The sequence below is a fragment of the Pseudomonas sp. G7(2022) genome (assembly GCF_052660475.1).
This window is the reverse complement of the sequence record NZ_CP109659.1, coordinates 2147007-2159993: the sequence shown is the minus strand read 5'-3', so window position 1 is coordinate 2159993 and position 12987 is coordinate 2147007. Positions and strand designations below refer to the sequence as shown.

The 12987-nt window shown below is 60.2% G+C and carries 9 protein-coding genes and 4 tRNA genes; 2 read left to right on the top strand and 11 right to left on the bottom strand.

Annotation, left to right across the window (positions count from 1 at the left end; translation table 11 throughout):
* The first annotated feature begins 11 nt into the window (after positions 1-11).
* Together NE357_RS09675 and NE357_RS09670 are read left to right on the top strand one after the other, a co-directional pair.
* A complete protein-coding gene (locus NE357_RS09675; RefSeq protein WP_169429648.1) occupies positions 12-3290 on the top strand; it encodes a PAS domain S-box protein in 3279 nt (1092 codons plus the stop codon).
* 108 nt (positions 3291-3398) lie between these two features.
* Positions 3399-5090 (top strand): molecular chaperone HscC, encoded by a 1692-nt coding sequence (locus tag NE357_RS09670; RefSeq protein ID WP_169429647.1) that lies wholly within the window; start codon positions 3399-3401, stop codon positions 5088-5090.
* Here NE357_RS09670 and NE357_RS09665 read toward each other — a convergent pair.
* The 11 genes from NE357_RS09665 to NE357_RS09615 all read right to left on the bottom strand — a co-directional run bounded on the left by NE357_RS09665 (position 5087) and on the right by NE357_RS09615 (position 12812).
* The gene (locus NE357_RS09665) at positions 5087-7765 is read right to left on the bottom strand and encodes a DUF805 domain-containing protein (RefSeq protein ID WP_169429646.1); all 2679 of its coding nucleotides are present in this window, start codon (positions 7763-7765) and stop codon (positions 5087-5089) included. The two genes, NE357_RS09670 and NE357_RS09665, sit on opposite strands and share 4 nt — an antisense overlap.
* Positions 7762-8457, bottom strand: a complete 696-nt coding sequence (locus NE357_RS09660; protein ID WP_169429645.1) for a DUF1266 domain-containing protein — start codon at positions 8455-8457, stop codon at positions 7762-7764. Before NE357_RS09660 ends, NE357_RS09665 begins: the two co-directional genes overlap by 4 nt.
* 186 nt (positions 8458-8643) lie before the next feature.
* On the bottom strand, positions 8644-9090 hold the full coding sequence (locus tag NE357_RS09655) for an Hsp20 family protein (protein ID WP_169429644.1): 447 nt from the start codon (positions 9088-9090) through the stop codon (positions 8644-8646).
* Positions 9091-9210: 120 nt separating this feature from the next.
* The gene (locus tag NE357_RS09650; protein ID WP_169429643.1) at positions 9211-10170 is read right to left on the bottom strand and encodes a tRNA dihydrouridine synthase; all 960 of its coding nucleotides are present in this window, start codon (positions 10168-10170) and stop codon (positions 9211-9213) included.
* Positions 10171-10204: 34 nt separating this feature from the next.
* Positions 10205-10666, bottom strand: coding sequence for an acyl-CoA thioesterase (locus tag NE357_RS09645; protein ID WP_169429642.1), 462 nt, complete (start codon positions 10664-10666; stop codon positions 10205-10207).
* Positions 10667-10713: 47 nt separating this feature from the next.
* Entirely contained in the window at positions 10714-11547 is an 834-nt protein-coding gene (locus tag NE357_RS09640; RefSeq protein WP_169429641.1) for an alpha/beta fold hydrolase, read from the bottom strand.
* 30 nt (positions 11548-11577) lie between these two features.
* Positions 11578-12117 (bottom strand): TetR/AcrR family transcriptional regulator, encoded by a 540-nt coding sequence (locus tag NE357_RS09635; RefSeq protein WP_169429640.1) that lies wholly within the window; start codon positions 12115-12117, stop codon positions 11578-11580.
* 181 nt (positions 12118-12298) lie between these two features.
* Positions 12299-12374, bottom strand: a tRNA-Glu gene (locus tag NE357_RS09630).
* Positions 12375-12452: 78 nt separating this feature from the next.
* Positions 12453-12528, bottom strand: a tRNA-Ala gene (locus NE357_RS09625).
* 53 nt (positions 12529-12581) lie between these two features.
* Positions 12582-12657: transfer RNA gene (locus NE357_RS09620), tRNA-Glu, on the bottom strand.
* Positions 12658-12736: 79 nt separating this feature from the next.
* Positions 12737-12812: transfer RNA gene (locus tag NE357_RS09615), tRNA-Ala, on the bottom strand.
* Between the last annotated feature and the right edge of the window lie 175 nt (positions 12813-12987).

Here is a 12987-nt window from a genome sequence, read left to right as displayed (position 1 = left end):
GCCCCTTAACAATGCCGAAATCTGTTGACCGTATTCCGCCGATGCCGCGTATTCAGGCCATTGACCCACGGCGTTCCGAACAGAGCTGGGAGAGCGCGCCGCAATTGCTCGCGGCGCTCAACGGCGCCCGCCTCGGCGCCTGGTATTGGGACATCGAGCGCGGGCAGATCAGTTGGTCGCGGGGCACTCAGGCCTTGTTCGGCTTCGATCCACGGCAACCACTGCCCGAAGATCTTGAATACCTCGACCTGCTGCCGCCAGAGGACCGGGCAAAAACCATTCGCGCCTTCCACGCGGTGATTGCCGGCGCGCCACTGGAACAGGCGATGCACCATCGCATCCGCTGGCCCGATGGCAGCCTGCACTGGCTGGAGATCAATGGCAGCCTGCTGCCGGACAAGCATGGCCGCCCCCGAATGATCGGGGTGATCCGTGAAATCACCCATCAGCGGCAACGGGAACAGGCCCTCAGCAGCTCGGAGAAACGTTTTGCGACACTGTTTCACCTGTGCCCGAACATGGTGCTGCTGACCCGCCAGGAAGACGGCCTGATCAGCGAGGCCAATCAGTATTTCGAAAGCCTCTTCGGCTGGCCGGTGCAGAGCGCCATCGGTCGCACCACCCTTGAACTGGGCCTGTGGGTGCACCCCGAGCAGCGGGCGGAGCTGGTCAAGAAGACCAAGGCCAAGGGTGAACTGATCAGCATGGAGGTGCAGTTTCGTGCCAGCAACGGCCAGGTCCACGACGGTATTCTCAGCGCACAGAAAGTCGAGCTTGAGGGCCAGCCTTACCTTTTGAGCACGTTTCTCGACACCACCGAACGCAAAGCCGCCGAACATGCGCTCAAGGACAGCCAGGAACGCCTCGATCTGGCGCTGGACTCGGCGCAACTCGGCACCTGGGACTGGCACATCCCCAGCGGTATGCTTTACGGCTCGGCGCGGGCCGCGCAATTGCACGGACTGGAACCGATTCCGTTTCACGAATCGTTCGATGAATTCTTTGAAGGCGTGCCCGGCGAAGAGCGCGACAGCATGCGCGACGCCTACCGCAGCCTGCGCGAGGGCCCGGCGGGCAACTATCAGCTGACGTATCGCGTGCAGTTGCCGGACGGCAGCTCGCGCTACCTGGAAAGCCGCGCCCGCCTCTATCGCGACGAAAACGGCGCGCCGCTGCGCATGGCGGGCACCTTGCTCGACATCACCGATCAGGTCGAACGCGAACAACGCCTGGTGGCTTCCGAAGAGAAATTCGCCACCCTGTTTCAGGTCAGCCCCGACCCGATCTGCGTCACGCGCCAGGAAACCGGGGAATTCATCGAAATCAACTCCAGTTTCACCCAGACCTTCGGCTGGAGCGCCACTGACGTGATCGGCCACACCGCCGAAGAAATCGGTCTATGGGACGCCTCGGCGAAAAGCCTGCAACGCATCGAACGGGTGATCCGCGAACAGGGCCTGAGCAATGTCGCGATCATCGTGCAGCACAAGGACGGCCAATCGTTGACCTGCGTGATTTCCAGCCGCCAGATCAGCGTCGGCAACCAGCCGTGCATTGTCACCACGCTGCGCGACATCACCCAGCAACAGCGCTCGGAAGCGGCGCTGAAGGCCAGTGAAGAGAAGTTCGCAAAGGCGTTTCACTCCAGCCCCGACGCCATCACCATCACTGAACGCGACACCGGACGCTATCTGGAGGTCAATGACGGTTTCTGCCGCCTCACCGGCTATCGCGCTGACGAAGTGGTGGGCAAAACCGTGTATCAGGTGGGTATCTGGGCCGAGGAAAAGCAGCGTTCGGCACTGCTCGCCGAGCTACAGATCAAGGGCCGCGTGCACCATCAGGAAATGCTCGGGCGCAACAAGCGCGGCGAGATCCTGACGGTGGAAGTCTCGGTAGAGCCGATCACCCTCAACGAAACCGCGTGCCTGCTGCTCACCGCCCGGGACGTCAGCCTGCTGAAGAACGCCGAAGCACAGATCCGCCATCTGGCCTATCACGATCCGCTGACCAACCTGCCCAACCGCGCCCTACTGATGGATCGCCTGAGCCAGCAGATCGCCCTGCTCAAGCGCCACAACCTGCGCGGCGCTTTGCTGTTTCTCGATCTGGATCACTTCAAGCACATCAACGACTCGCTCGGCCATCCGGTCGGCGACACGGTGCTGAAAATCATCACCGCGCGGCTTGAGGCCAGCGTGCGCATGGAAGACACCGTGGCGCGGCTCGGTGGCGATGAATTCGTAGTGTTGCTCAGCGGTCTGGAAGGCACGCGCAACGAAGTCAGCGCTCAGGTACGCGAGCTGGCCGACACCATTCGCGAGTTGCTGTCGGAGCCGATGTTCCTCGACGGCCAGCGCCTGCAAGTGACGCCGAGCATCGGCGTGGCGCTGATTCCCGATCACGGCTCGACCCCGACCGATCTGCTCAAACGCGCCGACATTGCGCTGTACCGGGCCAAGGATTCGGGGCGCAACACCACGCAGATGTATCACAACACCATGCAGAAAGCGGCCAGCGAACGGCTGCGCATGGAGACCGACCTGCGTCTGGCGCTGTCCCGGGGCGAATTCAGCATGCATTTCCAGCCACAAGTGGACGCCCGGGACAACCGCATCATCGGCGCCGAAGCATTGGTGCGCTGGAATCACCCGGAGCTTGGCGCGCAATCGCCCACCGAATTCATCAAGGTGCTGGAGGACAGCGGGCTGATTCTGGAGGTTGGCACCTGGATCCTCGATGAGGCCTGCGAAGCCTTCAAGCAATTGATCGCCGAAAAGCTGATCGATCCTCTGGCCTTCAGCCTGTGCGTGAACATCAGCCCCCGGCAGTTCCGCCAGAACGACTTCGTCGAGCGCATCGAGCGCAGCATGAGCAGCCATGGGCTGCCCTGCTCGCTGCTGAAACTGGAGATCACCGAAGGCATCGTCATCCAGAACCTGGAAGACACCATCAGCAAAATGCGTCGCCTGAAAAAACTCGGTGTGAGCTTTGCCATGGACGATTTCGGCACCGGCTATTCATCGTTGACCTATCTGAAGCGATTGCCGGTGGACACGCTGAAGATCGATCAGTCGTTTATCCGCGACGCCACCAGCGATCCCAACGACGCCGAAATCATCCGCGCCATCGTCGCCATGGCCCGCAGCCTGGAACTGGAAGTGATCGCCGAAGGCGTGGAAACACCCGAGCAGTTGGAGTTCCTTCAAGGGCTGGGCTGCCATTTGTATCAGGGCTATCTGCACAGTCGGCCGGTGGCGCTGGAAGTGTTGAAAACCTTGCTGGAGTGAGCAGACACCTGCAGTTGCATTGCGCCGGTGTTGATGCCAGACCGGTAATTGCCAGGGTTGGCGACAACCTGTAGGGTCGCGTTTTTTCGCGCTGTTTCGAGATCGATCATGCAGGATGCAACCCTCTCCCGCCCGGCCCTGCTGGGCATTGACCTTGGCACCACCAACAGTTTGATCGCCGTCTGGCAGAACGGTCAGGCCCGGTTGATCCCCAACGCACTCGGCGACGTGCTCACACCTTCGGTCGTCAGCCTCGATGAGGATGACACCATTCTCGTCGGCAAAGCCGCCCGCGCCCGACTGACCACACATCCGGAACGCACTGCCGCCGCGTTCAAGCGCTTCATGGGCAGTGAAAAGCGTCTGGAACTGGGAGGACGCTCATTCAGCCCGGAAGAACTCTCGGCGCTGGTGATCGGCTCACTCAAACAGGATGCCGAGGCTTTTCTCGGCCACCCGGTTTCTGAAGCGGTGATTTCCGTGCCGGCGTATTTCAGTGACGAGCAACGCAAACGCACGCTGTTCGCTGCCGAACTGGCGGGCCTGAAAGTTTCTCGGCTGATCAACGAACCGACCGCCGCCGCGATGGCGTACGGTCTGCACGAACAGAAATTCGAACGCACGCTGATCTTCGATCTGGGCGGCGGGACTTTCGATGTCACGGTGCTGGAATATGCGTTGCCACTGATTGAAGTGCATGCGTCCACCGGTGACAACTTTTTGGGTGGTGAAGACTTTACTGCGGCCTTACTGCAGGACTGCCTCAAGACGTGGCAGCTCAACCCCGCGCACATTGAAGCCCAGAATCTGGCCAGCCTTTGCGACGCCCTTGAACAACTCAAGTGCAAGCTCGCCGAGGGCACTCAAACCCTGAACTGGCGCAATGGCGACAGCTCGTATGAATGGACGCTGGACGAAGCGACAGCGCTAAAGGCCTGGGAACCGTTTCTGACCCGATTGCGCGCCCCCATCGAACAGGCCTTGCGCGACGCCCGGCTCAAGCCCCGAGACCTCGACAGCCTGGTGCTGGTGGGCGGTGCCACACGGATGCCGGCGGTGCAGCAGATGGTGGCCACACTGTTCGGACGCCTGCCTTACCGACACCTCGACCCGGACACGATCGTCGCACTGGGTGCGGCGACGCAAGCGGCGTGCAAGGCGCGCGATGGTGCGGTTGAGGAACTGATCCTGACCGACGTCTGCCCCTACACCCTGGGAATTTCGACCAGCCGCGGAGAAGGCATCAGCGGTGCTTTTTCACCGATCATCGAGCGCAATACCGTTATTCCGACATCCAGGGTGCAGCGCTTTTACACCACGCATCCGAAACAGGAGAGCATTCGCATCGCGGTCTACCAAGGCGAACGTCCTTGGGTGCGCGATAACATTTTCATTGATGCCTTTGATGTACCGGTGACTGCAAGCGAGCAGATCCAGGCTCTGGACGTGCGTTTCAGCTACGACATCAACGGCTTGCTCGAGGTCGACGTCAACCTGCTGGACAGCGGCGAACGTCACAGCCACAGCATCGACCGAAGCCCGACCGGGCTCGACGAACAATCGCGACAAAACAGTCACGACCGGCTCGCCGCCCTGAAAATCCACCCCCGCGACGCCCTGCCCAACCGGACGCTGCTGGCAAGGCTGGAGCGCGCGTGGACGCAAAGCCTGGGAGACGATCGCGAACGCATTGCCGACTGGCTGGACACGTTCACCACCGTGCTCGGCAGCCAGCAATCGGAGGAAATTGCCAGTCACCGGTCACAACTCAACAAAGCACTGGATCAACTTCGCCTCTAACCAATCAGCCGTCGCAGCGTGGCCTGCAAACCGCCGGGCAGTGTGTCGTCCCCCACACTGTCCGGTGGCATGCCATACCGATTGGGTAACGTGTCACCGGGAAATCCGAACAATATCAGCGGCAAGAAAGGCAGTACCGGCGACAACACCGCGATGATCAGCAAGGTGGGAATCCCTCGCCCCATGTCATGCAAGCGACGCAAAATCGCGCCGAGCAGAAACGCTGCGCCCAACAACATCACGACGATACCGGCCACGGGCGTACCACTGAGCAACGCCGCCAAAGGTGTGATCAGCACAGCGCCAATCACCTGCCAGATGAATGCGCCTCGACCCAACCGCGAGCCCAAACGCCAGAACGCTGAAGCCGGCGTCGGTCGGGTGTCGCTCTTGGCCTGCAACAAACGTTCACTCCACGACAACAGCGCGCTGAAGGCAAAACGCAGACCGAGGCCATTCTCGGGATTGTCCTTGGCTCGCTGCATGCGCAGCAGCATTTTCTGCCGTGGCACACCGGCACTGCCGTAACGCACCAATCCCTTGAGCGCATCCACAGCCAGCCCAAAAGCATCACTGCTGATCCCTTCTTCTTCCAGAGGCGCTGAAGGTGGATGCGGCGGCTCACCCTTGATCAAACCATGGCGGAAGCCATCGAACCAGTCCTGTGGATTGACGACCTCGGTAATCCTGTCGAGCAGGTATTTTCGCTGCTGGGCATCCAGCAGAGGATCGTGATACAGCACGCCCCCCAGCAACATGCGCCCGAGCAAATCGTCATCGAACGCCCTGATATCGCTGCGCATGCACTCGAACAAGCGGTCGTTGCCCAGCAACCGTGCACTGTCGAGCGCCTCCTGAGCGCTCAACAGCTGACGGGCAAGCATGGCATGCACAGGATCTGCCGCTTGCAGCCACCCGAGCAGACCGCTGGCACTGCCCTGTTCGCGATTCAACCGACAGAGCAACGGTTGTAAACGCGCCAGAGGATGCTCCCGCACTACATTCATCGAGTCGACGCAATGCGCCGACTGCGCGCCCAGCCAGCGCACCGGCTGGTCGAGCGTCGCCAGCAGATACAGGGCCTGACGATGCCATTCCCACACATCGCAACAACCATCGAGGGCGGGAAGCAACATGCCTTGTCCGGCGAGTTGTGCCTGCAACTTCAGTCCGTCGAGCAGCGTGTCTTGCTTGCCGAGGCCGAATGCCTCATCCAGTCGGGCCAACGAACGGGCGTCGTAGGCTCGCAAGCGACGCATCCACAGCAGACAAAGCGCCAGCGGTTCGCCCGTTTTCAACACCGACTCAAGTTCAGGTTGCGCCGAGTTGCTGGCCAGAAATGCTTTCAGTGCCAGCGGAATCGGCGCCTGAGTCAACCAACAGATTTGCTGATCGGCCTGATACTTGAAACCCTCCAGCACCAGTTGATCAAGGATGTCCGAAGCCTGCGGCGCCTTCATGATTCGTTGCAGCAAGGGCACATCACCCCGGTGCAGCGCCCAGGCGTGCTGGTACAGCGTCTGTAATGGCGGATCATCGCTGGCGACGATGAGCGATGCCAGCAACGGCAATTCATCACCACTGATACGCCATTCGACGAAGGCACCGGCAATGTCATCCAACTCAAGCTGTCGGGCGCGAAACCAGCGACCCAGTGTTTCCGGGCGTTGCGATGGGCTGCCATATTCCTGGGTGACATCACTCAGGTCATCGGACCAGTCACGGAAATTCTCGAGACGATCAAACGCCTGAATCAACAGCGGCAAACGCTGGGGTTGATGACGGGCACACAGTGCCAACAGCCAGTCGGCGGCCTTTGGGTGCTGATGTTCTCTCCAGAGCTGTACCCAGGCCTGAAGCGCCAACTCTTCCATTCCCAAGGCGCTGCGCTGGCACGCCAGCAGATAGAGCCAGTCGACATCCTGCGGCGCAAGCCGATGCCGTTCGTTGATAACGTCGAGAAGACTTTTGCTGGCGATGCCGGCCTGACTGAACTCAATGGCCAGACGCTGCAACAGGTCGTCGTCCGCCGGTAGCGGCACACAGGTGTGAAGGTTGGCGAAAAAGCGGTAATCATCCAGTGACGCATTACGGTAGAGATGATTCAGCGTGCGCAAATACCAGAGCGTTTCCAGTTGCGCGACGGCCGGCCATTCGCTCATCCGCGACGTATCGAACGGGTCCGACGCCTCAATACGCTGCAAGAACTCATCGACATGCCGGGCATTTTCGAAATCAAGATCGAGTACCCGGCTTGCCCATCCCATGCGCTGGGCGAGCAAGCGTGCGCAGACGTGGGAAATGGGACCTGCGTCGAGCAACTCGCGCAGCAAAGGCCAGCAGACCTCATCCAATACTTCCAGCGGCACTTGATCAAGCTCAAGATTGAAGGCCTGCCACGCCGCCGGAGTGAATCGACGCGCAGGATCATTGAGCAACGCATCGAAGTCACTCAACAACTGATCGCTGGCACTCAACTCGTTGTCGGCTGGCGCATCGGCATCGGCCTCGTCTTCACGGGCAAAGCGCAAGGCGATTTCATAAGCTTCGCGCAAGGCCTGGAAACCTTCCGGATCGGTTTCAGGATGGTGCTGAGGCAAACGCGCGCGATAGGCGCCACGAATGGCTTCATTGTCTTTGGTGGGCTCGATACCCAAGCGAATCCAGCAGCTCATGACCAGTCGAACTCCCCCAGAGACTCAGGGCGTTCCGGCAGATGCAGGGGCATGTCCCAAGGCAATTGTGCAAATAGGTCGCGAGCGTCGCGATCCAGCTTCGTGATGACCACTGTCGTGCCGATGTAGTCGCCCTGCCGGTCATACTCGTGGGCCAGTTCCTCATCCTTGTTGCCGAGGCAATGCCAGAAGGCCTTGCCAATGACAAAAGCGTTCAGATAACTGGCCCAACTGTCGTAGTAATACCGCGCACGCGCCGCCATGCGACCGTGTAACCAGAGGCTTTCGGTAAGGTCGATCCAGCCGTGCAGCACTGCGGAGCGCAGCAGAAATCCCATGCGCCCGATATCCCAGGCGCGGATGCCACCGACGCCACACTCTCCGAACGTACGGCTGGCCAATTCGTAAAACGCCCGTTGCCGACTGTCCAGCGTTTCGATCAGCGCTTGCCACTCGGAAGGCAGGCAGCGCTCCCATTGACGGTAGGCTTCGTTCAATCGCGTGGCGTGGCCGTTGTCAGCCGTGCGCAACATGTCCAGCAGCTGCGGGCGAGTGGTAATGCCCCACCCACCTTCGACATCGACATGCTTGAGGTCGAAACAATAGGTGGGTGCGGTGTAATCGGCATCGGGATTCAGGGCGACCAAAGGCGCAGAAAGCGCATACAGCCAGCGCTGTTCCATTTCGTCCATGAGAAAGGCTCCGGGACCGGCGGAAAATAGGGAGTGCCGGCCTTGTTGGCGCGGATTGTAAAGAGCCGGCAAAGCAGCGGCAAACCCTGAGATCGTTTTCTTGCGCCCACAAAAAAGGCCCCGACGTATCGGGGCCTTCATTCAGCGGCTTATCGCCTGTTCAGACGATTTGTTTCTGCAAGTGAATCAGTGTTGCAGCGCCGGCTTCTCCGTCCCGTTGATCGGGATGCGCTTGGCTTTCGCTTCTTCCGGGATCACACGCAGCAGATCGATGCTCAGCAGGCCGTTGCTCAGGCCGGCGGCCTTGATCTCGATGTGATCGGCCAGGCGGAAGGACAGCTTGAATGCACGCTGGGCGATGCCCTGGTGCAGGAACGTGACGCCTTCGTTGGCATCACGCTTGCCGCCACTGATGGTCAGCACGCCTTTCTCGACTTGCAGCTCCAGGTCTTCTTCCTGGAAACCGGCCGCCGCCACGACGATGCGGTATTGGTCGTCACCGTGTTTTTCCACGTTGTAAGGCGGATAGGTGCTGCCTGGCTCGTTGCGCAGGGCGGTTTCAAACAGGTCGTTGAAACGGTCGAAACCAACCGAGGAACGGAACAGTGGAGCGAGGGAAAATGCAGTACTCATGGTTCAAATCTCCTGAAAACAATCAGCAAGTTTTTTTGTCTCCGCGACCCGAATTCGGCATCGCGTAACCCTTAAATAGGGACCTGCGTTTTGTTTTCAAGAGCGTATTTGAAGATTTTTTCAGGCCGCTTCGACGACCGGCAAACCCAGTAAACGCGAGACTTGATCCGGCTCGGTCTCCCGGCGCAGCACGGTAAACAGCTCGGTGGCCTCGGGGTAATTACGGGTCAGCATGGCCAGCCACTGCTTCAAACGGCCCGGTGATTGACGAGCGGTCATTTGCGCTTTGGCTTGCAGCCAGAAGTCCTGGATCAGCGGCAGCAACTCGTCCCAGGTCATCTCGACGACGTCCTCGCCGGCACGGGCGGCAGCAATCTGTTTGGCCAGATCCGGGCGCGATACCAGACCACGACCGAGCATGATGTCTTCGACACCGCTGATTTCCCGGCAGCGACGCCAGTCTTCAACGCTCCAGATGTCACCGTTGGCGAACACCGGCACCTTGACCACGTCCTGCACGCGCGGAATCCACTCCCAATGCGCTGGCGGCTTGTAACCGTCGACCTTGGTCCGGGCGTGAACCACGATGTGTTCGGCGCCGCCCTCGGCCAGCGCCGTGGCGCACACCAGCGAGCCGTCAGGGCTGTCGAAACCCAGGCGCATCTTGGCGGTGACAGGAATGTGTGCGGGCACGGCACGACGGACGTGTTCGACAATCTGGTTGAGCAGTTCCGGCTCCTTGAGCAGCACCGCGCCGCCACGGGACTTGTTGACGGTCTTGGCCGGGCAGCCGAAGTTCAGGTCGATCACTTCAGAACCGAGTTCACAGGCCAGCGCGGCGTTTTCCGCCAAGCACACCGGATCCGACCCCAGCAGTTGCACGCGCAGCGGTACGCCGGATGCGGTACGGGCACCGTTGAGCAGTTCAGGGCCGAACTTGTGGAAATAGGCCGGGGTCAGCAACTGGTCGTTGACGCGGATGAACTCGGTCACGCACCAGTCAATACCGCCGACACGGGTCAGGACATCGCGCAGGATGTCGTCGACCAACCCTTCCATCGGCGCCAGAGCAATTTGCATGGAAACACACACTCAAGGAAAAACGTGCGGCAGTTTACTGGGTTTCGCGGGTTAAACCCATGTCCGCTGTCCGGATGGCCGGACCGTAACCTTCAATGAACTCGGCGGGCATGCGCTTGGGCTTGCCGGTGGACAGCTCGATGCAGACAAACGTGGTCTGGGCGCGCAGCAGCGTGGTGTTGTCGCTGGGGCGGATCAACTGGAAGTGACGGGTCATTTTCAGGCGCTGATCCCAATCGACGATCCAGGTCGCCAATTGCAGTTCGTCACCTTCGTAGGCGGCGGCCAGATAATCGATTTCGTGCCGTACCACCGCCATCGCCCGATCCAGGCGACGGTACTCGACCAGATCCAGGCCCAGCCGCTGCGAGTGGCGCCAGGCGCAACGTTCAAGCCAGGAGACGTACACCGCGTTGTTCGCGTGCCCCAGCCCGTCGATGTCCTCGGCGCCTACTTGCAGATCAATGGTAAACGGCGTTGCCCGATCCCAGCCCATGCCCTACTCCCGGTCAAATGATTCAACCGAGGCAGTGTAACGGATGACTACGCCGATTGCCGCGCCTGAAGGCTGCGCCCGGCGAGCAGTGATAACACGCCATCAATCACCCGAGGGTCGGCCAGTACACGCTGATGGCCGCCGGATTCCAGACGCAGCAGTCGGCTGTCGAACCAGGATTCGTGGATCAATCGGGATTCCTTGACCGAAACGAAGGTGTCGTCTTCGGCATGCACGATCAGCCCCGGCATATCCAATTGATAGTGGGCGACGTCGAGGGTCGCGGCGCGCATGCCGACGTCCTGTTCGACCTGGCGGATGAAAGCAGAACGCGCTCTGGGCGGCATGCCGACGTAGCGGGCAAATCCGCGCAACACGCCCAGAATTCGGGCCGGCGCGGCAATGCTGACCAGGGTTTCGGTGCGCAGCCCCAGTTGCACCGCGAGCATGGCGCTGGCGCCGCCCATGGAGTGACCGATGACAGCCTGCAACGGAGGCAATTCGGCGGCGGCTTCGAGCATCGCCCGGGCGAACAGCACCACGTTGGCTTCACGCCCCGGCGAGCGACCGTGGGCCGGGCCATCAAGCGCGACCACGGTGTAGCCCGCTTCGACCAGCGCCGTGATCAACGCGGCAAACTGGGTAGGCCGCCCTTCCCAGCCGTGCATCAGCAAGACGGTCGGGCCTTGCCCCCAACGCAGGGCCGAAAGACCGAAGCGCAAGGTGATGCGTTCGGATTTGGCCAGCAGCGGCAATTCCCAGTCCCGCGGTTTATTCGCGCGGGGCGTCATGAACGCCAACCGCATTTTGCTCGCCACCAGTTTCGGTGCGAACCAGCCCAAGGTGCCATTAACGCCGCGAACCCACTTCAACGTGCTCATCGCTCTCTCCCCGGGCTTGTAGCCTTCAGGTCAACGCACCGCCGACTTGGCAGCGCGCAGCAATCGATCGGATAAATCCCCAGGGCCCAACGCCCTTGCGAGCGCCAGGCCACCTACCATCAGGGCCACGTCGGCCAATGCTTTGTCGGTGTCTTCAGGGCTTGAAGCCAACTGCGCGATCATCAGTTCCAAGTGTTCGTTCAGTGCTATGCGAAATGCCTCCGGTAGCCGCCCCAGCTCACCGATAGACGCCGGGATCGGGCAGGCCGAATCGCTGGAATCACGATGTTTGCGCGACAGGTAGAACGCCGCCACCAGAGCGCGGCGTTCTTCACCGGTCAGCTCGCTGTCCATGTCGGCAATCAGGTCGCGACGACGACCAAGCAATTGCTTGAACGCCTCAAGCATCATGGCGTCCTTGCTTTCGAAGTGCGCATAGAAGCCACCGACAGTCAGACCGGCCGCCCCCATCACTTCACCCACGCTCGGCTCGGCCGGGCCACGCTGGATCAGCGCGGCGCTGGCAGCCTTGAGAATGCGTTCGCGGGTTTGAGCTTTTTTGTCGTTCATCGTTGCCTCCGAATATTACGATTAGAATATTATTCTCATAATAATATTCTGCAAGTCGAAAATATGACCGCTGGTCTGAAGCACAGTTTAAGGAAAAAGGAGATTTGGCCAAACGCCAGACAAACAAAAGGGCCATTCAATAATTGAATGACCCTTATAAATCCCGCAGAGCGGGTAATCGTGGCGTCCCCTAGGGGACTCGAACCCCTGTTACCGCCGTGAAAGGGCGGTGTCCTAGGCCACTAGACGAAGGGGACACAAACCTTCTATACAACTGATCAGTGCTGAGTGCTGATCGCTTCAAGGCCGGTGTGGCCAGACCTTGAAGTGTAAATTGGTGGAGCTAAGCGGGATCGAACCGCTGACCTCCTGCATGCCATGCAGGCGCTCTCCCAGCTGAGCTATAGCCCCGGATTTTTCGCCTCGCGGCGGAGCGACATTTTGCAACATCGCTTCTGTAAAACTGGCGTCCCCTAGGGGACTCGAACCCCTGTTACCGCCGTGAAAGGGCGGTGTCCTAGGCCACTAGACGAAGGGGACGCAAACCCTTCTATACAACTGATCAACGCTGAGTGTTGATCGCTTCGAAGCCGGTGTGGCCAGGCTTCGAAGTGTAAATTGGTGGAGCTAGACGGGATCGAACCGTCGACCTCTTGCATGCCATGCAAGCGCTCTCCCAGCTGAGCTATAGCCCCTCATCGTTGATGTCATCGCTGAGGACGGGGCGAATCTTAAGGGCGTATCGAAAGGCTGTCAAACTTATTTTTGAAAAATTTCAAAATTTTTTGTCGGCATTACAATCACTTACCGCCCTCCCCCCGTAAATTCGGGGAAAACGCCGAAGGACGGGATCAAAAGATCCTGGCCTTC